We start from the raw sequence: 18,606 nt of genomic DNA on the forward strand, positions 1-18,606 counted from the left end.
CCACGGACCCCCGGCCGGGCGGACGGGGTGCCCGAGGGGTCGCCGCGGTGGTGGCCTTCCTCGCCTCGGCTCAGAGGCCGCCCATCGGCTCGACGTCCACCCGCACCGGCGTCCCCCACACCCGCAGCACCTCGTAGTCCGTGAACTCGTGGACGAGCCGGTACGCCCTCGCCGCGCGGGGCGCGCGCAGTTGGGCCGCGATGTACAGCTCGGCCTCGCGGCGGTCGCGGCGCGGGGTGCCGCACAGCTGCCACGCCTGCCCGTTCCACAGCTCGGGCAGCCAGCGCTGCTGGGGCTGCGGCCGGTCGCCGCGCGTCCCGTACCGGGACGGGACCGGCTCGGTGGGCCGCGCGGGCAGCGGGCCGCCGTTGTACTCGGCGCGGCGGGCGGCGCGGCGCCGGGTCTCGCAGAGCAGGCAGAGATCGGGGGCGGCCTGGTCCACCGGCCCGTTCGGGTGCTCGGGGCAGCGGGTGCTGGGAGCCGCCGTCGTGACACTCTCCTCCAGCTGGTCCAGCGCGCGCTTCAGGTCGGCGCGGACCTCGTGCAGCTTGGCGTCCGGCGTGTCGGCGGTGAGGGCCTCGCCGTGCTCACCGAGGAGACGCAGGGCGCGGCCCAGGGCGGTCAGCTGGGCGTGGTTCATGCTCCCCAGCGTCGCACACGGCGCGGCCGGCGCCCTCGTCCAGACCGAAGAAGTACGTCGCCGCGAACCCGACCACGTACCCGGTGAGCAGCCCGCCCCCGTACACCCCCGCCGTCGCCGCCCAGCCCCCGCCGCCCGCCAGGAGCGGGAACAGCGCCCAGCCGGACGGGCCGATCGCCGTCGCCCCCACCTCGGTGCCGAGCATCGCGAACAGGCCGACGAAGGCGCCGCCCGCCGCTCCGCCCACGCAGGCGGTGAGGAAGGGGCGGCCGAGGGGCAGGGAGACGCCGTAGATCAGGGGTTCGCCGACGCCCAGCAGGCCGGCGGGGAGCGCCGACCTGATCGTCGTCCGCAGGGACGTGTCGTGGCGCAGCCGGACGTAGACCGCCGCGGCCGCGCCGACCTGGCCGGCCCCGGCCATGGCCAGCAGGGGCAGCAGGACGGTGTGGCCCTGCTGCTCGATGAGGGTCGTGTGCAGGGGGATGAGGGCCTGGTGCAGGCCCAGCATCACCAGGGGGAGGAAGAGGCCGCCGAGGACGAGGCCCGCCAGGGCGCCCGTCGTCGCCAGCAGCCAGGTCGCGGCGGCGCCGACGGCCGTGGCGACCTCGCCGGCCGCGTACATGAGGACGTACAGGGTGACCAGGCCGGGGACCAGGACCGTCAGGGTGGGGGTGAGCAGGACGTCCAGGGTGCCGGGGAACCGGTCGCGGCACCACTTCTCGACCCGGGTGCCCAGCAGGGCCGCCGCCAGCGCCCCGAGGACGCCGCCCTGGCCGGGGGCGAGCGCGGCGCCGAACACGGTCACCTTCGCGACGCCCGGGTAGACGACGACGGCGGCGACCGCGCCGCCCAGCACGGGCGTGCCGCCGAACTCCTTGGCCGTGTTGTGGCCGACGAACACCGCGATCAGCGCCATGAACCCGGAGGCGACGGCGGTCAGGGCGGGGGTGAGGCCGGGCAGCAGCCCCAGGTTGCTGAGCAGGCCGCCGACGCCCGCGACGATCCCGCAGCCGATCAGCGCCGGGATGAGCGGGACGAAGATGTCCGCGACGCGGCGCAGGGCCGTCCGCAGAGGCGTCGCGGCCCGCTCCCGCTGACGCTCCTTCAGCGCGGCGCCGCGCCGGGCGAGGACGTCGGCCGTGCCGCCGCCCCCGGCCGCCAGCAGTGTCTCGAACGCCTCCGTCACCCGCCCGACCACCCCGGGGCCCAGCACCACCTGGTACGAGTCGCCGTCCTCCACGACCCCGAGCACACCGGGCAGGGCGCGCAGCGCCTCGTCCTCCACCCGGGACCGGTCGGCCAGGCCCAGGCGCAGGCGGGTCATGCAGTGGGCGACGGAGACGACGTTGGCGCGGCCGCCGACCAGGGGGAGCAGCGCGGCGGCCGTGGAGTGGGGGTCCTTGTGCACCCCCCGAGCGTGCGGTCAGCCCCGTCCGGTCGCCAGCGCGGCGCGCAGGTGGCCGCCGGAGTCCTCCAGAAGGCGGGCGGCCGTCGGGCCGTCCACGTCGGCCAGCAGGGTCAGGATCGCGTGCTTGACCTCACCGCCGGTGGCGGTCAGGGCGCGCTCGATCTCGTCGTCGGCGGCTCCGGTGGCCAGCGCGACGATCCGGCGGGAGCGGGCGCGCAGCTTCTCGTTGGAGGCGCGCACGTCCACCATCAGGTTCCCGAAGGTCTTGCCGAGACGGATCATCGTGATCGTCGACAGCATGTTCAGGACCAGCTTCTGCGCCGTGCCGGCCTTCAGGCGGGTCGACCCGGTGATCAGCTCGGGACCGGTGACGACCTCGATGCCGTGCTCGGCGGCGGCCGCCAGGGCACTGCCCCGGTTGCAGGCGAGGCCCACGGTCAGGGCGCCGAGCGCGCGGGCGTGCTCGACGGCGCCGACGGCGTACGGGGTGCGGCCGGAGGCGGAGACGCCGACCACCGCGTCGTCGGCGGTGAGACCGAGGGCGTCCAGGTCGGCACGGGCCAGCTCGGCCGAGTCCTCGGCGCCCTCGACGGAGTTGACCATGGCCTCCGGGCCGCCCGCGATGAGGCCGACGACCTGTCCGGGGGCGGTGTTGAAGGTGGGCGGGCACTCCGAGGCGTCCAGCACGCCGAGGCGGCCTGCCGTGCCGGCGCCCGCGTAGACCAGCCGTCCGCCGCGCGCCATCCGGGCGGCCACCGCGTCGATCGCGGCGGCGATCTCGGGCAGCCGCTCGGCGACGGCGGAGGGCACGGTCAGGTCCTCGCCGTTCATCGTCCGCGCGATGTCCAGCGTGGCCAGCTGGTCGATCTCGGCCAGCTCGGGCCGGAACGCCTCGGTGGCCAGGGTCTCCAACTGGGAGCGGAGTTCGGGGTGGTGGGGGGTGGAAGTCATCAGGAAGCGGCTCTTTCCGACGTCGGTCTCTGTACTGCCCCAGGGCGCGGGACGTAGCGATGTGCGGCTCCGCCGCGCGGGCGCGACCGGCCCCGACGGACCCGCGGCCGCCCACGAGGATCAAGCCCTACGGTCTCCCGCGCGACCCTCCGTGTCGATGCGCGAGCGCCTCGTAGGACGCCGCCAGCGCCGGTGCCGCCGACTCGTACGTCCGCTGCGCCACGCCCACGAACAGACAGTCCACCACCAGCAGCTGACTGGTCCGGGACGACATCGCCGCCGGCCGCAGCTCGCTCTCCCGCGACGTGGACGTGGTCAGTACGTGGTCGGCGTACTGCGTGACGGGGCTGTCGGGGCGGCCGGTGATGGCGACGGTCGTCGCGCCGCGTTCGAAGGCCACCCGCAGCGGCTCGATGACGTCCCCCGTCGACCCGGAGTGGGTGATCGCGAGGGCGACGTCCCCGGCGCGCAGCTGCACCGCGTTGGTGACGGCGAGGTGCGGGTCGCCGGGGGCGTGCGCCATCAGCCCTATCCGCAGCAGCTTCTGGGTGAGGTCCTGGGCGACCAGGCCGGAGGCGCCGATGCCGTACACGTCGGTGCGGCGGGCGGCGGCCAGCGCGGTGACGGCCGCGCCGAGCTGGACGGTGTCCAGTCCGGCGGCGGTGTCGGCGAGGGTCTGCTGCTCGTCGTAGGCCAGCTTGGCGACGACGTCGGCCATCGGGTCGTCGACCGCGATGTCGGTCGTGATGGCGGGCGCGCGGCCGGACTGCTGCTGGGCGGCGAGTCCGGCGAGCGCGAGGCGCAGATCGCGGTAGCCGGGGTAGCCGAGGAGCCGGGCCGTGCGGACGACGGTCGCCTCGCTGGTGCCGGTGAGCTCGGCGAGGCCGGTGACCGTGAGGGCCGCGCAGCCGGCCGGGTCGTTCGCGACGGCCTCGGCGACCCGCTGCATGGACCGCGTCATCGAGGGCGCCAGCGTGCGCACCTTGGCCGCGAGGGCACCGGGCGCGGGCGGTGTGCCGCCGCTTCCGGCACCGCGACGGCCGGCGGACGCGGTGCCGCCCGCCGCCCTGCCGCCCGGACTGCCGAAAGTTTCCTTCACTTCATCGGTCACTCATGAAAGATATTTTCGTTTCGGTCCGCGGGTCAAGAGTGCGCACAATGGGTGCATGGACCCCATCAGCCCCCTGGAGCAGACGCTGCATGCCGCGCGCGCCCTCGTCCTCGCCGACCTGGTGGCGGGCCAGGTCGCCGAGCCCGACGTCGTGTCGCTGGTCGAGGAGTCCGTCGCGCAGCGCCGCTGGTGGGTCGAGCAGTGGCCCGAGGGCGCGGAGTTCGTCGCCGGGCTGGTCGCCCAGGACGTGCAGGACGCCCTGCTGGAGCGGTACGGCCGCTGGCCGCTGTGCCCGGTGTGCGGCTCGGGCGACCCGCACGCGCTGGACGTGGAGCCGGAGCTGGGTCCCGACCCGCACTGGGTCTGCGGCAAGGCGGGCGTGAAGGTCGCGGCGGTCGGCTCGCTGGGCGTCGGCGCGCCCGAGTCGTGAGGCCGGGCCGGTGACCGTCTACATCGACCCGCCGACCTGGCCCGGCCACGGCCGGATGTGGTCGCACCTCGTCAGCGACGTCTCCTACGCCGAACTCCACGCGTTCGCCGAGACCCTGGGCGTGCCGCGTCGCGCCTTCGACCGCGACCACTACGACCTCCCCGCCCAGCGGTACGCCGACGCCGTGTCCGCCGGGGCGCTGGAGGTCAGCAGCCGCGAGGTGGTGCGGCTGCTGCACGGTGCGGGGCTGCGGCGCCGGAAGGGCGGGGCTCAGTCGCGCAGCTCGTAGGCGAGCAGCTTCTCGTCCTCGGCGACCAGGCGGTAGCCGGCGCGGGTGACGACGGCCTGCGAGCGGACGTTGTCCCGGTCGATCTTCGCGAGGAGGGTGGTGCCGCCCTCACGGGCCGGCGGCCAGGCCGACAGTGCGCGCAGCGCCTCGGTGGCGTAGCCCTGGCCGCGGGCGTCCTCCGCGAGGTCGTAGCCGATCTCGGCCCGGCCCTCCTCGTCCGGCGGCCCGTGGAAGCCCATGGCGCCGACCGCGCGGCCGTCCTCGACCCGCACGAGCACGAACACGCCCCACTCCGGCCGGTGCACCCCCGCCTCGTACGCCTTCCACAGCAGTCCGGCGCCCTCCCGTGTGCCCTGGAAGGGCCCGCTGTCGGTCCACACGAAGCCACCGTCGCCACCGGCCGCCAGATCGGCGGCCGAGGCCGGGGTGAGGCCCACGAGGGTGAGCCGTCCGGCGGGCAGGGTCAGGTTGTTCTTCCAGCGCCACTCGGTCAGCGGGGCACGCCCCGGCAGCTCGCCGCGCCCGGTGGCCCACAGCAGGGTGCGCCAGGGGTCGGTGCCGGGCTGGACGTGCGGGAAGATCCGGGCGAGGACGTCGGCGCACAGGGCGGCGGGCGGCTCGTACGCCAGGCCGAGGCCCTCGGCGATGTCGTGCGTGTGCACCAGCACCTCGGTGATCCCCATCGCCGCGAACCCCTCGCGGTCCGCGCTGCGGAAGGGGAACGGGTGGAAGGCGCGGACCTCGCGCGGGGTGGTGCGGACGGTGGCGGCGAGCAGGGCGCCGGTCGTCCCGATCACCTGGAGCACGCCCTCGTTGCCGGTGCCCTCGTCCAGGGTGAGCTCGAAGGGCACGTAGGCCTCGGTGGCGCGTCCGGCCAGCTGGCCCGCGTAGGCGATGAGGTCGCCCGCGACGTGCTCCGCCGTGTACCGGCAGCTCCACTCCAGCCGGCCGGCCCGCGCCCCCTCCCAGTCCCGGTCCGTCACCGTCCGCAGCAGCGCGACGGCGCCCGCGACGGCCTCCTCCACCTGTTCCCCGCCCATGGTCCGCATGCCGGGCAGGCTACGGTGCGCGGCCCCCGCCGGGCGACAGCATTTCCAGCTCGCCGGTCAGGTTGTACCGGGCGGTCGCCTCCCACGCGCGCCGCCCGTGCGGGGTGTGGAACAGCCGGGGCAGGGCGAGGAGTTGGCGGAGCACCGCGGCGCGCCCCTCGCGGAAGGCGTCGTCCGGCACGAAGTGGTACTCCTCGCGCACGGCCGCCGTGTACGCGGCGTACGCCGACGGCGGCGAGGCCAGCACGGCCAGGTCGGCGTCGCACAGCACCTGCCCGTCCCGGTCGTCGCCGGCCGGGGCGTGGGTGACGGTGAGCCGCACCAGCCGGACCACCTCGGCGGTCCTGGCCGCCGGCACGCCCGCCTCGGTCAACGCCCGTTCGGCCAGGCGGGCCGACCGCTCCTCGTTCTCGGACCGCTCGGGCCGGTACACCGCGTCGTGGAACCACGCGGCCAGCCGGACCGCGGCCGGGTCGGCCGCGTACTCCTCCAGCACGTCGACGTGGTCCAGGACCGCGGTCAGGTGGGCGAGCGTGTGGTACCGCCGCTGGGGCTCGGACCACCGGCGCAGCAGGTCGTCCGCGTACCGGTCCGGGTCGGGATGACCGGCGCCCTCGCGGGCCGGGAGGAGGGCGTGCAGCCAGCGGGAGCGCAGGGCGTCGAGGTCGGCCATGGCGGCCATTCTTCCAGCGGGGCCGGACCGCCGGGCCGGTCCGTGCGGTCCGGGTCCGTGCGGTCCGGGGCCCGTGGTGTCCGAAGTCCGTGGTGTCCGGGACCCGTGCTGCTGACCTCGGAGCGGGGCCGCGCCTACCGTGGGGCCATGACGACTCCTGCAGACGTGCACGACGTACGCGACCCCGAGCGGCCCGGACGGCTGCTGGCCCTCGAGCGGGACGAGCTGGTGCCGCTGCTGCGCTCCCGGGCGGACGGGGACTTCGCGCTGCCGGTGGCCGCGTGCCCGGGGTGGACCGTGCGGGACGTGCTGGCGCACTGCTCCGCCGCGCTGGTCCGGGTGGTGGAGAACCGCTTCGAGGACGGCGTCTTCTCCCCGGAGTCCAACGACCGGGACATCGCCGAGCGCGCCGACTGGACCCCTGCCCGGGTCGTCGACGAGCTGGAGCGGGGGATGACGGAAGCCGGTCCGGTGATCGCCCGCGCCGACGGTGCGCTGGACGGGATCGCGCTGGGGGAGTGGGTGCACGCGGGCGACGTGCGGGACGCCCTCGGCGAGCCGGGGGCGTACGCGGGGCGCGGGCTGCCGGAGGCGCTGGCGCTGCTCGGCTCCCTCACCCGCGACCGCGGCCACGTCCCGCTCCACGCCGACCTCGACGACGTGGACGAGCCGCTGAAGCTGGGCGCGGTGAGCGGCGAGCGGCCGCCGGGGCGGTACATCGGGGACGCCGCGACCCTCGTACGGCTGTACGCCGGCCGGCCCGTGCACGACACGGCCGGCGCGGACGGCGCGGCCGGGTACGAGCTGGCCGGGGTGCGGGCGGCGGAGCTGAACCTCTTCGGCGGCTGAGCGGGCCGAGGCGGGCCGAGGCGGGCCGAGCGGTCGAGCGGCCGGTGCCGAGCGCCGGTGCCGAGCGGCCGGCGTCGAGCGCTGAGCGGGCGCGTGTGCGGGGGTGAGGGGGAGCCCGGCCCGGCCGTCTGGGCGTAGTCTTGGATTGGACTAGACCTGTAGCAGGCCGACGAATGGGGTCCCATGAGCAAGCGTGCAGTCCTGGAGGTGATCGCTCTCGACGTCGAGGACGCGGTCGCCGCCCAGGCCGGAGGCGCGGATCGCCTCGAACTGGTCACCGACATGGCGGCCGACGGCCTCACCCCGTCGTCCGCGACGGTCGCCGCGATCCGCGGGGCCGTCGACATCGACCTGCGGGTGATGCTGCGGCTCGCGGACGGGTTCGCCGCCGGGGACGTCGAGCGGCTGGTGCGGCTCGCCGCGGAGATGCGGGAGGCCGGGGCCACGCAGTTCGTGCTCGGCTTCCTCGACGCGCACGGCGACGTGGACCTCGTCGCCGTGGAGCGGGTCGCCGGGGCGCTGGACGGGTGCCCATGGACCTTCCACCGCGCGATCGACCGCGCCGCCGACCGGGACGCCCTGCGCAAGCAGCTCGCGGACTTCCCGGGGCTGGACACCTACCTGACCGCCGGGTCGGCGGCCGGGGTGGACGACGGGCTGCCCGTCCTGCTCGCCGAGGCGCGGCGGCGGGGCGAGCCGGGGTACGAGCAGCGGCTGCTGGTCGGTGGCGGTCTGCGGCTGGACCACGTACCGGGTCTGCGGGACGCCGGGATCGACGGCTTCCACATCGGCGGCGCGGCGCGGCCCTCCGGGTGGACCGGCCCCGTGTCCGCGCAGGCCGTGGCGCGGTGGCGCCGGGCACTGGACGCCTAGGGCCTGTCCCTCCCGCACCCCCGCGGCCGGGGGTGGTGGTCGTGCCGCCCCGGTGGCACGGCCGTCCGCCGCCGGGGCGGCTGCGCGGGCACGGTACGGCGCTACCGGGCCAGCTGCGCGGGCAGGTCCGTGCCGTGGGTCACGATCAGGCCCGATACCGCGCGGGTCAGCGCCACGTACAGCCGCCGCAGCCCGGTCCGCTCGTCCGGCTCGCCGTCGACCACCGCCCGCGGCTCGTCCAGGACCACGTAGTCGTACTCCAGGCCCTTGGCCAGGGAGGCCGGGACCAGGGTCAGGCGGGTGGCGCGCGTGGTCTCCTCGCCGGGCCCCACGAAGCCGAGCCCGGCCGCCCCGAGGGCCGCCGCCAGCTCCGGCACCCGCGCGTCGGCGGCGATCAGGCCGACCGAACCCTCCCGTTCCAGCAGCTCGCGGCAGGCCGCCAGCACGTCCGCCGTGCCCGCCGTGCCCGGCGACGTCGGGCGGATGTCGAAGAAGCCCGGGTTCTCGCGGATCGACGCCACCGGCGTCAGGCCCGGCGCGATGTGCGGCAGCAGCCGGGAGGCGTACGCGATCACGTCCGTCGGCACCCGGAAACCGGCCGTCAGCTCCTCCACCACGGCTTCGCCCTTGCCCAGGTGGGCCAGCGCCTCGGACCAGCTGCGGGTCGCCCACGGCGTGGTCCCCTGCGCCAGGTCCCCGAGGACGGTCGCCGAACCGGTGGTGCAGCGCCGGCCCACCGCGCGGTACTGCATGGGGGACAGGTCCTGCGCCTCGTCGAGCACCACGTGCCCGAGGGAGTGGGTGCGCTCGACCAGATCGGTGGCCTCGTCGATCAGCACGGCGTCGGCGGCCGACCACCTGGCCGCCCGCACCGAGCGGGCCGGCTTCACCCACAGCACCGCCTTGCGCTCCTCCTCGGTGAGGACACCCGCGGAGTGCTCCGCGAGGAAATCCGCGTCCGACAGGAGGCGCAGGACCAGCTTCGCGGGCTCCACCTGCGGCCAGACCTGCTTCACCAGCGCCTTAACGGCGGCGTTGCGGGCCACCGCGTTCTGCACCCGGTCGTCCGGCGCCTCGCCGGCCCGCTCCATCTGCACCAGCACCGAGTGCGCGATCCGCTGGGGAAGGGCCTCGCGGGCGGCCCCGTAGCGGATGTCGCGGGCCAGCAGCTCGCGGACGATCTCCTCCAGCTCGTACGCCGCCACCCGCCAGCGCCGCGAGCCGCGCACCACGACGACGCCCTCGGTGGGCAGGGTGACGTGCGAGTAGAGGGCCCGGCGCAGCACCTCCGCCATCCGCGCGTCGCCCTTGACCACCGCCGTCGCCGCCTCGTCCGCGCCCCGCACCTCGACGTGGGCCACCAGGTCGTCGACGGTGGCCTGGCGGACCGTCAGCTCGCCGAGGGCGGGGAGCACCTGCTCGATGTAGTGCAGGAAGGACCGGTTCGGCCCGATGACCAGGGTGCCGGTGCGGGCGAGGCGCTCGCGGTGCGCGTAGAGGAGGTAGGCGACCCGGTGCAGGCCGACGGCGGTCTTCCCGGTGCCGGGGCCGCCCTGCACACAGACCGAGCCGGACAGTCCGGCGCGCACGATCTCGTCCTGCTCGGGCTGGATGGTCGCCACGATGTCGCGCATCGGACCGACGCGGGGCCGCTCGATCTCCCGCTGGAGCAGCCGGCTGGTGACCGCAGCCTCCGCCGGGTCGGACAGGTGCTCGTCCTCGTACGCCGTCAGCTCGCCGCCGGTGTAGCCGAAGCGGCGGCGCAGCGCGATGTCCATCGGGTCCTTCTTCGACGCCCGGTAGAACGGCTGCGACACCGGCGCCCGCCAGTCGATCACCATCGGGTCGCCGTCCGCGTCGTGCACGTGCCGGCGCCCGATGTAGAAGCTCTCCCCCTCCGCGCCCTCGGCCCCTTCCGCGCCCGGGGAGTGCAGGTAGTCGAGCCGGCCGAAGAACAGCGGGGTGTCGCTGAGGTCGGCGAGCGCCTTGATGCGCTCCTCGATCTGGCTCTCCAGCACCGCGGCGTTGACCCAGTTCGCGGTGACGTCGGTGATGTCGAGGGCCTCCACGTCGGCGCGCATGGCACGCAGGGCGGCACGGGACGCGGCGAGGTGCGAGCGCTCGCGGGTCAGGGGGTCGTCGTGGGCGGGCGTGGACAAGGGAGTGCCTCCGGGTGACCGTCGTGGGCTGGGGCGCGGGTGCGCGCGAGGGGCCGACCGGTTTCCGTCCGGAGGGCGGCACTCCGCGAGGGAGGCGGGCAAGAGCGGAGAGTGTAGGGGAGCGGGGACCGCGGGGGCCAACCGTTTTCCCGGCCCCGGCCCCGGCCCGGCGTGCCACCGACCTGCGCCCCGCCCCGCCGCGCCGCGCCCCGCCCCCCCCTCGTCCCCTAGGGGACGCGCCCTCCTGCCCGAGGGTGCCGGGTCCCCCTGAAGGGGGACGGTTCGGGCGACGGGGTTGGGTCCATGGACCGATGCCGGACCGGGGTCGGCGGTCGCACCATGGAGACATGAGCGCAGCAACCATCTCCCCCGCCCCGGCACCGGGCCGCGCGTCCGGTGCCACGCCCGTGGCCGGCAGCCACCGGCACCGGCTCGGTGACGCCCTGCGCGCCGTCAGGGTGTTCGCGGGCGCCGCCTTCGACGTGGTCGTGCTCGGCGAGTACGGCGAGGAGGCCGGTGTCCGCCGCAGGTGAGCGCCCCGGGAGCCGGACCCGGCGTCAGCTCTCGGTCAGCAGCTCGTCCGCGTCCATGATCCGGTACGCGTAGCCCTGCTCCGCCAGGAAGCGCTGGCGGTGCGCGGCGAAGTCCTGGTCGAGCGTGTCGCGCGCGACCACGGAGTAGAAGTGCGCCTGGTGGCCGTCGGACTTCGGGCGCAGCACCCGCCCGAGACGCTGCGCCTCCTCCTGCCGGGACCCGAAGGTGCCCGACACCTGGATGGCGACCGTGGCCTCCGGCAGGTCGATGGAGAAGTTCGCGACCTTCGACACCACGAGGACGCTGATCTCGCCCTGGCGGAAGGACTCGAAGAGCTTCTCCCGCTGGGCGTTGGACGTCTCGCCCTTGATGACCGGCGCCCCCAGGTGCTCACCCAGCTCGTCGAGCTGGTCGATGTACTGGCCGATGACGAGGATCTGCTGCCCGGCGAAGCGCCGGACGATCGCCTCCGTCACCTTCCGCTTGGTCGCGGTCGTCGCACAGAAGCGGTACTTCTCCTCCGTCTCGGCGGTGGCGTACGCGAGCCGCTCGGAGTCCGTGAGGTTGACCCGGACCTCCACGCAGTCGGCGGGCGCGATGTAGCCCTGCGCCTCGATCTCCTTCCACGGCGCGTCGAACCGCTTCGGGCCGATCAGGGAGAACACGTCCGACTCGCGGCCGTCCTCGCGCACCAGCGTCGCGGTCAGGCCGAGCCGCCGCCGCGCCTGGAGGTCGGCGGTGAACTTGAAGACCGGCGCCGGCAGCAGGTGCACCTCGTCGTAGACGATCAGGCCCCAGTCCCGGGAGTCGAACAGCTCCAGGTGCGGGTAGACGCCCTTGCGGCGGGTCGTCAGCACCTGGTACGTCGCGATGGTGACGGGCCGGATCTCCTTCCTCGTCCCGCTGTACTCGCCGATCTCGTCCTCGGTGAGGGAGGTCCGCTTCACCAGCTCGTGCTTCCACTGCCGGGCGGAGACGGTGTTGGTCACCAGGATCAGCGTCGTCGACTTGGCCTGCGCCATCGAACCGGCCCCGACCAGGGTCTTGCCCGCGCCGCAGGGCAGCACCACGACGCCGCTGCCGCCGTGCCAGAAGTTCTCCACCGCCTGCTTCTGGTACGGGCGCAGCGCCCAGCCGTCCTCGGCCAGCTCGATCGGGTGCGCCTCGCCGTCGACGTACCCGGCGAGGTCCTCGGCGGGCCAGCCCAGCTTCAGCAGCGTCTGCTTGATCTGCCCGCGCTCGGAGGGGTGCACGGCCACCGTGTCCGGGTCGATGCGGTTGCCGACCAGCGGCGCGATCCGCTTCGACTTCAGGACCTCCTCCAGCACCGGGCGGTCCGTGGTCGTCAGGACCAGCCCGTGCGCCGGGTGCTTGGAGAGGGTGAGGCGGCCGTAGCGGTCCATGGTCTCGGCGATGTCGACGAGCAGCGCGTGCGGCACCGGGTAGCGGCTGTACTCGACGAGCGCGTCCACGACCTGCTCGGCGTCGTGGCCCGCCGCCCGCGCGTTCCACAGGCCCAGCGGGGTCACCCGGTAGGTGTGGATGTGCTCCGGCGCCCGCTCCAGTTCGGCGAACGGCGCGATGGCCCGACGGCATTCGCCGGCCTGCTCGTGGTCGACTTCGAGGAGCAGGGTCTTGTCGGACTGGACGATCAGCGGACCATTCACGGGCGGCACCCTTTCGCGCGCTACGGCCGACCGCGACGGGACGGATCGGCCAAACATCCAGTGTGCCTGATCGCGCGGACCGGCTACCTGAGACTGATGTTGTTGATCAGCGGTCCCTCGACGGTGACACCCTCCGTGAGCAGGGGTTCGACGCCGGCGACCGGCAGGGGCAGCGGCAGCGCGGTGGCCTCGGGGGCGAGCGCCCCGAACAGCGCGGCGGCGGTGATCAGGGCGGCGACGGAGACGGCGACGGCGGAACGGGTGGCGGAGCGGCAGGGATCGGCGGGCTTGGCGCGCATGCGGGTCCTTTCGGGGAGACCGGGAGACCGGCGGGGGAGGGGGAGGAGATCCGGAGCGGGCCGGGCCCAGGGGACTGGGACCCGGCCCGCCGAAGGGGACGCCGAACGCCCGGATCAGAGGGTGACGCCTCCGCCGAGGTCGATGCCGATCGCCGCGGCCTCGGCGGCGAACGCCGCGACCAGGGCGGCGGTGGAGGTCAGGACGGTGGCGACGCGACGAACGGCACGCATCAGGTGGTTCCTTTCGGTTCGGTTCAGGACAACCGGTGGCTGCCCGAGCGCCGAAAGTTCGATGCGGATTATGAAAAAAGCTCCCTCGCAGGTGCTAATCACCCGGCGTGGCGTGCATGAACCGGCCCGTACGCTCGAAAGAGGGGCCCTTCACAGCGCGTCGTCGACGAGTTCGGCCACGCCGGTGATCCGGTGCAGCGGGTACGTGCGCACCTCGTCCGCCGTGTGGTCGTACGCCGTGACGAAGCCGCCCTCGACCCGGATCGGGGCCACGACCCGCTGGCTGGCGGCGCCCTCGGCGTTCACGTAGCCGATCCACAGCGCCTCGCCGGTCATGACCGCCGCCTGCATGGTGGCGAGGGTCTCGGCGGCGCCGGTGCGGGGCAGCTCGCCCGCGGCCGGTGCCCCGCCCTCACCGGGTCCCGGCTTGCGCGGGGCGGTCGAGGCCAGGTCACCGGCCCGGACGGCGCGGATGGCCGCCGTCAGCAGCGTGTCGTCGGGGACCGGCGGGCCCTCCGGGACCGGTACCGGGGGCGTACGCGGCGGAGTGCGGTGGGCGTCGGCCCGGGCGATCAGCACGTCACCCGCGGCGGACTCCGCGGCCGGCGCGAAGCCGATCGCCCGCAGCCCCTCCAGCAGCGCCGCCGGGTCGGCCTGCGCGGCCAGCACGGTCGGTGCGAGACGGCGCAGCCCCAGGCCGGCGGCCCGCTTGTCGGCGAGGATCTCGTCCAGCGTGGCGTCGTCGTCGCAGCGCACGTACGCCGAGGCGGCGCCCACCCGCAGCAGCCCGTGCCGCCGGGCCACGTCGTCGATCAGGTACGTGAGCGGCTGCGGCACCGGCGTGCGGGAGTGCCGGGCGAGGACGGCGTGCAGGTCCGCGGCGGTCCGCCCCGCGTCCAGCGCGCGGCGCACCGAACCCGGCGTGAACCGGTACACGGTCGCCCCGCCCTTGGACTCCACGTCCGCGAGCACCCCCAGCAGGTCGGCCAGCGGACGCTCCAGCGGGCCCGGCGCCACCGCCGTCAGATCGGCCTGGAGCAGCACGTGGTTCAGCGGTTCGGGGAAGAGCGGTGCGATCAGCCGGGCGGCGGCCGCGGTGGCGGCGGCCTGTTCGGCGGGCGTCGCGGGAAGCGGTGAGGGAAGGGCGCGGTGGTGGACGGGGAGCTTGTCGCCGGGCCCCTCGGACTCCGCGGCCTCCGGCGCCGGACGCACCGGCTCGGGCGCCCCGATCAGGGCCCGTCCGGGCGCCGCCAGCGCACCGCGCCCGGTGACGCCCAGCAGCTCCGCCTCGGACAGCGTCCACCGGGCGAGCCTGCTGCGCAGGTCCTCCTCACGCGGCTCCCGTGTCTCCCGCTGCGGTCCGCGCAGGGGGCGTTCCCAGCGCAGCCGCGCCAGCACCGACTCCTCGGTGGGCGAGGCGCCCTCGGGCAGCCCGGCGAGCAGCGCCAGCACCCGCTGCCGTACCTCCGGCGCCGCCGAACGGTCCAGGTTCGGCCCCAGCGCCGAGAGCGTACGGTCCTTCGCGTCCCGCCCGCCGACCACACCCGGGGTGCGCGTGGCCGTCAGCCACGCCTCGGCCAGCCCCGCCCACCGCTCGGCGGTGGGCAGCTCCCGCCACTCGTCGTAGGCCGGCGTCGCCGCGTACCGCTCGTCGGCCTGGCCGTCCGCGGCGATCAGCCCCGCCGCGTAGGCCAGTTCGACCCAGAAGGCGGCCACCGGCTCGGTCACGTCCAGGGCGACGGCCGTCCGCTTCAGGTCCCGCACGCTCAGCCCGCCGGCCCGCAGCACCGCCGGGCCGCCCTCGTCCCATTCCTTGAGCAGTTCCTCGACGGTCGCCAGCGCCGCCAGGGCCTGCCCGGCCGCGGTGGCGTCCACGACCCGCGGACGGTGCGCCGCCGCGGCCTCCACCGGCGGCGGCACCGGCTCGGGCGCGCGGTGCGCGCGCCCCTCCCGCAGGTGCAGGGCGACCTCGCGGGGCAGGACGACCGTGCCCGGCGCGGTCGGCAGCAGCAGGCCGCGGTCGAGCAGCGCCCGCAGGTGCGGCGCGGGATCGTGGGTGACCTGGCCGTACGGCGGCCCCCACACCAGCCGGGCCAGCACCTCCCGGGACTCCTCGGGCAGCGCGGCGAGCAGCTCCGTCATCCGCGGCCGGTCGGTGAAGAGGGTGCCGAGCGCGGACACGGCGGAGACCGAGTCGTGGGTCGAGGGCAGACCGACGGCGGCGAGGAGTTCCTGGATCCGGCCCGGCGACATCCCCGCCGTCGCCTCCCGCACGGTGGGGCCGAGCCCGGTGGGCGACGGATGCTGCGGGGAGGGCGCGAGCAGCTCGCGAGCGGTGCGCACCAGCCGCAACCGGTCGTCGGCGCCCCACACCAGCGCCTGTTCGCGCAGCACGGCCAGGGACCGGGGCAGGGCTGCGGCGACGGCCGGGTCGGTCGCGGGCCCGGGGTCGCCCGCCATGAGCCGGAGCAGCTCGTCGTAGGGCGCCGGGTCCGCGGCCACGGCCAGCGCCTCCGCCGTCTGCAACGCGAACCGGTCCAGCCGCTCCAGCGCCCGCACGACCGAGGCGCGGGTGGCGGCCCGGGTGGCGAGCTGGGTGAGGTCCGTGGGCACGGGGGTGATGAGGTCGGGACGGCTGCGCAGGAGGGCGGCCAGCGAAGCGTCGTCCCTGACGCGGAGCGCCTCCGCGAGGGACCGGGGGGTCGCGGACTTCTCCTCGGTGCTCATCCGGCCCACGGTAGCGGGTGGGTACGACGGTGGGGCGGCGTGTGCGCCGGTGCCGTGCGCGGGGTGTCCGCCCCGCGCGCGAGGATTGGGTACCTTCGTCCCGCGGGATACCGGCGGCACACCACAACACACCGCCCCGGAGGGGTTCGTGGGGATCGAGAGCGACCAGGTCGTCTACGAGTATCTGAGCCGCGTCGGCGACGTGGCCCAGCAACGGCAGCTGCCGTCGGCCACCCGGATGCGGCTGGTCTCCGAGCTGCGCGACGAGATCGACCGGCGCCGCGCCGGCACCACCGTCGACAGCCCCGCGGCCGTCCGCCGCATCCTGGACCGGCTGGGCAGCCCCGACGACGTCGTCGGCGCGGCCGGGGGCACGAGCGGTGCCCCGCAGTCCCCGGCGCCGCCGCCCACCGCGGTGCCCGTGCAGCGGGAGGGCCGGCAGCGGGAGGGCGAGCGGCGCGGGACGGAGCGGCTCAAGGGGCTGCGGCGCGCCGCCGCCCCGCGCCCCCGCCCGGCCGGGTCCGAGGCCGGACCGGCCCCCGCGCCGGCCCCCGCATCGCCGCACCTGGCGAGCGCCCACGAACTGGGGGAGAGCGCCGTGGGCCGGCAGGACTGGTGGCGGGTGGACAACGGCCCCTTCGGGGGCGTGGGCGACAGCGTGCCGGGATTCGTCGGCGGTGTGGAGATCCCGGAGCTGCTCAAACCGCCGCCGAGGGAGGGGGACGAGGCCGGCAAGGCGCCCCGGGCCGCCGACGGGCCCCTCGGGAAAGCGGCCGTGGAGGCGGCCGCGGAGCCTGCCGAGCCGGTCGCCGGGAAGCCGGGCCGCGCCGCGCGCCGGCACCTGCGCCGACTGTGGCCCGAGGGCGGCCGGCCCAACCCCCTGCTGCTGCTCGCCGCGGCCCTGCTGATCGCCGGTGCCGTGCTGGGCAGCCTCGTCCCGCTGGGCCTGGGCTGGCTGATCGCCTACCTCTCCCGCCGCCTCACCCCCGCCCAGACCAAGTGGGCGGTCCTGGGGCTGCCCGGCACGGTCGCCGCCGCCGGCGTCGTCTGGCTGTGGGGCCGCGCGGAGGGCCGCTGGGGCGACCCGATCGCCGAGGGCCGCATGAACGACGCCGTCACCGACACCTGGCCCTGGGTGCTGCGCACCGCCGCCGTCGCCACCGCCCTCTACCTCCTGTGGCGCTCCCGCCGCCCCCGGGGCTGACCCGGGACCGTCCGGCCGGCGCGGCGACGGCGCCCGGCACAATGGGCCCCATGGCCTCCTCGACCCGCCCCGCGCCCACCGTCGGCTTCGATCTCGACATGACGCTGATCGACTCGCGGCCCGGCATCCACGCCTGCTACCGCGCGCTCACCGAGCGGACCGGGACGTACGTCGACGCCGACCTGGCCGTGACGCGGCTCGGGCCGCCGCTGGAGGAGGAGCTGGCCCACTGGTTCCCGGCCGAGGAGATCGCGGCCACCGCCGAGCTGTACCGCGCGATGTACCCCACGTACGCCGTCGCCGCCACGCCCGCGCTGCCCGGCGCCCGGGAGTCGGTCGAGGCGGTGCGGGCGGCCGGCGGACGGGCCCTCGTCGTCACCGCGAAGTACGAGCCCAACGCCAAGCTGCACCTGGCGCACCTCGGCATCGAGCCGGACGCCGTCGTCGGCGACCTGTGGGCCGAGCAGAAGGCCGTGGCGCTGCGCGAGCACGGCGCGCACGTGTACGTCGGCGACCACCTCGGCGACGTCCGCGGCGCGCGCGCCGCCGGCGCCCACTCCGTGGCCGTGGCCAGCGGCCCGTGCAGCGCCGAGGAGCTGCGCGCGGCCGGCGCCGACGTCGTCCTCGCCGACCTCACGGAGTTCCCGGCGTGGCTCGCCGGCTACCGCGACGGCGACGGGCCGGCCCCGGCGCGCGCCTGACGCCGGCCCGCCGCGATCGACCGGAACACCCCCGCGCCGGCGATCAGGAAGCCCACTCCCATCAGCATGCTCAGCAGGAACATGAAGGTGGGGAAGGGCGTCGTCCCCAGCAGCAGCGGGGCCACCGTGACCAGGGTGGCCACGGTGCCGACGAGGAAGACGATCGCACCGGCGCGGATCAGTCGGTCACCGGGCGCGGCGGAATTCGTTTGGGTTTGTTCACGCACTCGACCAGGGTAGTTCCCAGGCCTGGGGAACGACCGGGGGACGTCTTGTCACCGGCCCGAACCCCATTAGCCTTGGTACCGGCGGGTCCGGACGACCCGCCCAAGTGCTATCAGAAGCCGTTTTCCGAGCAGTTTCCCGACGAGTACGAGGACGAGGACAGACGTGCCCACCGGCAAGGTCAAGTGGTTCAACAGTGAGAAGGGCTTCGGCTTTCTCTCCCGTGACGACGGCGGTGACGTCTTCGTCCATTCCTCGGTCCTCCCCGCCGGAGTCGAGGCCCTGAAGCCGGGGCAGCGCGTGGAGTTCGGCGTGGTCGCCGGGCAGCGCGGCGATCAGGCCCTGTCCCTGACCCTGCTGGACCCGGCGCCCTCGGTCGCGGCCGCGCAGCGCAAGAAGCCCGACGAACTGGCCTCCATCGTCCAGGACCTGACGACGCTCCTGGAGAACATCACCCCGATGCTGGAGCGGGGCCGCTACCCCGAGAAGACCGCCGGCAAGAAGATCGCCGGCCTGCTCCGCGCGGTGGCCGACCAGCTGGACGTCTGACCCCCCGCCGCTCGCCCGTCCTTCACACCTCACGTCT

19 protein-coding genes are annotated in these 18,606 nt (G+C 75.5%); 8 read left to right on the top strand and 11 right to left on the bottom strand.

Features of this window, described 5'->3' with window-relative positions; genetic code table 11:
- Positions 1 to 70: 70 nt before the first annotated feature.
- The 4 genes from ACZ6EG_RS27395 to ACZ6EG_RS27410 all read right to left on the bottom strand — a co-directional run bounded on the left by ACZ6EG_RS27395 (position 71) and on the right by ACZ6EG_RS27410 (position 4,110).
- Positions 71 to 640, bottom strand: a complete 570-nt coding sequence (locus ACZ6EG_RS27395; RefSeq protein WP_391971256.1) for a hypothetical protein — start codon at positions 638 to 640, stop codon at positions 71 to 73.
- Positions 588 to 2,048: a PTS transporter subunit EIIC gene (locus ACZ6EG_RS27400; protein WP_469608398.1), complete on the bottom strand. Its 1,461-nt coding sequence runs from the start codon at positions 2,046 to 2,048 to the stop codon at positions 588 to 590. Before ACZ6EG_RS27400 ends, ACZ6EG_RS27395 begins: the two co-directional genes overlap by 53 nt.
- 15 nt (positions 2,049 to 2,063) lie before the next feature.
- Complete coding sequence (murQ, locus tag ACZ6EG_RS27405) at positions 2,064 to 2,999, bottom strand: N-acetylmuramic acid 6-phosphate etherase (protein ID WP_391971254.1); 936 nt, start codon at positions 2,997 to 2,999, stop codon at positions 2,064 to 2,066.
- 127 nt (positions 3,000 to 3,126) lie between these two features.
- Complete coding sequence (locus ACZ6EG_RS27410; RefSeq protein ID WP_384695619.1) at positions 3,127 to 4,110, bottom strand: MurR/RpiR family transcriptional regulator; 984 nt, start codon at positions 4,108 to 4,110, stop codon at positions 3,127 to 3,129.
- A 55-nt stretch (positions 4,111 to 4,165) separates the two neighbouring features.
- Between ACZ6EG_RS27410 and ACZ6EG_RS27415 the strand changes: the two genes are divergently transcribed.
- Both ACZ6EG_RS27415 and ACZ6EG_RS27420 read left to right on the top strand, forming a co-directional pair.
- The gene (locus ACZ6EG_RS27415) at positions 4,166 to 4,540 is read left to right on the top strand and encodes a hypothetical protein (protein WP_391971253.1); all 375 of its coding nucleotides are present in this window, start codon (positions 4,166 to 4,168) and stop codon (positions 4,538 to 4,540) included.
- Positions 4,541 to 4,550: 10 nt separating this feature from the next.
- Positions 4,551 to 4,829 (top strand): DUF4031 domain-containing protein, encoded by a 279-nt coding sequence (locus ACZ6EG_RS27420; protein WP_391971252.1) that lies wholly within the window; start codon positions 4,551 to 4,553, stop codon positions 4,827 to 4,829.
- Here ACZ6EG_RS27420 and ACZ6EG_RS27425 read toward each other — a convergent pair.
- Together ACZ6EG_RS27425 and ACZ6EG_RS27430 are read right to left on the bottom strand one after the other, a co-directional pair.
- Positions 4,811 to 5,878 (bottom strand): GNAT family N-acetyltransferase, encoded by a 1,068-nt coding sequence (locus tag ACZ6EG_RS27425; protein ID WP_469608404.1) that lies wholly within the window; start codon positions 5,876 to 5,878, stop codon positions 4,811 to 4,813. The two genes, ACZ6EG_RS27420 and ACZ6EG_RS27425, sit on opposite strands and share 19 nt — an antisense overlap.
- A gap of 10 nt (positions 5,879 to 5,888) precedes the next feature.
- On the bottom strand, positions 5,889 to 6,551 hold the full coding sequence (locus tag ACZ6EG_RS27430; RefSeq protein ID WP_391971250.1) for an HD domain-containing protein: 663 nt from the start codon (positions 6,549 to 6,551) through the stop codon (positions 5,889 to 5,891).
- Positions 6,552 to 6,698: 147 nt separating this feature from the next.
- Here ACZ6EG_RS27430 and ACZ6EG_RS27435 point away from each other — a divergent pair, with 147 nt between their 5' ends.
- Together ACZ6EG_RS27435 and ACZ6EG_RS27440 are read left to right on the top strand one after the other, a co-directional pair.
- Complete coding sequence (locus tag ACZ6EG_RS27435) at positions 6,699 to 7,400, top strand: maleylpyruvate isomerase family mycothiol-dependent enzyme (RefSeq protein ID WP_391971249.1); 702 nt, start codon at positions 6,699 to 6,701, stop codon at positions 7,398 to 7,400.
- 183 nt (positions 7,401 to 7,583) lie between these two features.
- A complete protein-coding gene (locus ACZ6EG_RS27440; RefSeq protein WP_391971248.1) occupies positions 7,584 to 8,273 on the top strand; it encodes a copper homeostasis protein CutC in 690 nt (229 codons plus the stop codon).
- Between the two features lie 101 nt (positions 8,274 to 8,374).
- Here ACZ6EG_RS27440 and ACZ6EG_RS27445 read toward each other — a convergent pair whose 3' ends face one another.
- Positions 8,375 to 10,432, bottom strand: a complete 2,058-nt coding sequence (locus tag ACZ6EG_RS27445) for a HelD family protein (protein ID WP_391971247.1) — start codon at positions 10,430 to 10,432, stop codon at positions 8,375 to 8,377.
- Between the two features lie 347 nt (positions 10,433 to 10,779).
- Here ACZ6EG_RS27445 and ACZ6EG_RS27450 point away from each other — a divergent pair, with 347 nt between their 5' ends.
- A complete protein-coding gene (locus tag ACZ6EG_RS27450) occupies positions 10,780 to 10,965 on the top strand; it encodes a hypothetical protein (RefSeq protein WP_053132991.1) in 186 nt (61 codons plus the stop codon).
- Positions 10,966 to 10,989: 24 nt separating this feature from the next.
- Here the strand turns inward: ACZ6EG_RS27450 and ACZ6EG_RS27455 are convergent, their stop codons facing one another.
- The 3 genes from ACZ6EG_RS27455 to ACZ6EG_RS27465 all read right to left on the bottom strand — a co-directional run bounded on the left by ACZ6EG_RS27455 (position 10,990) and on the right by ACZ6EG_RS27465 (position 15,890).
- The gene (locus tag ACZ6EG_RS27455) at positions 10,990 to 12,633 is read right to left on the bottom strand and encodes a DNA repair helicase XPB (RefSeq protein ID WP_391971246.1); all 1,644 of its coding nucleotides are present in this window, start codon (positions 12,631 to 12,633) and stop codon (positions 10,990 to 10,992) included.
- A gap of 83 nt (positions 12,634 to 12,716) precedes the next feature.
- Positions 12,717 to 12,932 (bottom strand): hypothetical protein, encoded by a 216-nt coding sequence (locus ACZ6EG_RS27460; RefSeq protein ID WP_469608411.1) that lies wholly within the window; start codon positions 12,930 to 12,932, stop codon positions 12,717 to 12,719.
- 381 nt (positions 12,933 to 13,313) lie between these two features.
- Positions 13,314 to 15,890 carry a helicase C-terminal domain-containing protein gene (locus ACZ6EG_RS27465; RefSeq protein WP_469608414.1) on the bottom strand — a complete coding sequence of 859 codons (2,577 nt, stop codon included), beginning with the start codon at positions 15,888 to 15,890 and terminating at the stop codon, positions 13,314 to 13,316.
- Positions 15,891 to 16,038: 148 nt separating this feature from the next.
- On the opposite strand from ACZ6EG_RS27465, the gene ACZ6EG_RS27470 reads away from it, so the two are divergent.
- Positions 16,039 to 17,094: a hypothetical protein gene (locus tag ACZ6EG_RS27470; protein WP_469608417.1), complete on the top strand. Its 1,056-nt coding sequence runs from the start codon at positions 16,039 to 16,041 to the stop codon at positions 17,092 to 17,094.
- Positions 17,095 to 17,144: 50 nt separating this feature from the next.
- The gene (locus tag ACZ6EG_RS27475) at positions 17,145 to 17,795 is read left to right on the top strand and encodes an HAD family hydrolase (RefSeq protein ID WP_391971242.1); all 651 of its coding nucleotides are present in this window, start codon (positions 17,145 to 17,147) and stop codon (positions 17,793 to 17,795) included.
- On the opposite strand, the gene ACZ6EG_RS27480 is transcribed toward ACZ6EG_RS27475, so the two are convergent.
- Positions 17,756 to 18,022, bottom strand: a complete 267-nt coding sequence (locus tag ACZ6EG_RS27480) for a hypothetical protein (protein ID WP_356608412.1) — start codon at positions 18,020 to 18,022, stop codon at positions 17,756 to 17,758. The genes ACZ6EG_RS27475 and ACZ6EG_RS27480 overlap by 40 nt on opposite strands.
- A gap of 163 nt (positions 18,023 to 18,185) precedes the next feature.
- Between ACZ6EG_RS27480 and ACZ6EG_RS27485 the strand changes: the two genes are divergently transcribed.
- Complete coding sequence (locus ACZ6EG_RS27485; RefSeq protein WP_053132946.1) at positions 18,186 to 18,569, top strand: cold-shock protein; 384 nt, start codon at positions 18,186 to 18,188, stop codon at positions 18,567 to 18,569.
- Positions 18,570 to 18,606: the final 37 nt, after the last annotated feature.

Source organism: Streptomyces sp. NPDC041968 (genome assembly GCF_055589025.1).

Coding starts and splice junctions, on each gene's coding strand:
- ACZ6EG_RS27395 (WP_391971256.1), bottom strand. CDS start 640: ATGAACCACGCCCAGCTGACCGCCCTGGGCCGCGCCCTGCGTCTCCTC.
- ACZ6EG_RS27475 (WP_391971242.1), top strand. CDS start 17,145: ATGGCCTCCTCGACCCGCCCCGCGCCCACCGTCGGCTTCGATCTCGAC.
- ACZ6EG_RS27430 (WP_391971250.1), bottom strand. CDS start 6,551: ATGGCCGACCTCGACGCCCTGCGCTCCCGCTGGCTGCACGCCCTCCTC.
- ACZ6EG_RS27425 (WP_469608404.1), bottom strand. CDS start 5,878: ATGCGGACCATGGGCGGGGAACAGGTGGAGGAGGCCGTCGCGGGCGCC.
- ACZ6EG_RS27465 (WP_469608414.1), bottom strand. CDS start 15,890: ATGAGCACCGAGGAGAAGTCCGCGACCCCCCGGTCCCTCGCGGAGGCG.
- ACZ6EG_RS27415 (WP_391971253.1), top strand. CDS start 4,166: ATGGACCCCATCAGCCCCCTGGAGCAGACGCTGCATGCCGCGCGCGCC.
- ACZ6EG_RS27460 (WP_469608411.1), bottom strand. CDS start 12,932: ATGCGCGCCAAGCCCGCCGATCCCTGCCGCTCCGCCACCCGTTCCGCC.
- ACZ6EG_RS27435 (WP_391971249.1), top strand. CDS start 6,699: ATGACGACTCCTGCAGACGTGCACGACGTACGCGACCCCGAGCGGCCC.
- ACZ6EG_RS27450 (WP_053132991.1), top strand. CDS start 10,780: ATGAGCGCAGCAACCATCTCCCCCGCCCCGGCACCGGGCCGCGCGTCC.
- ACZ6EG_RS27440 (WP_391971248.1), top strand. CDS start 7,584: ATGAGCAAGCGTGCAGTCCTGGAGGTGATCGCTCTCGACGTCGAGGAC.
- murQ (WP_391971254.1), bottom strand. CDS start 2,999: ATGACTTCCACCCCCCACCACCCCGAACTCCGCTCCCAGTTGGAGACC.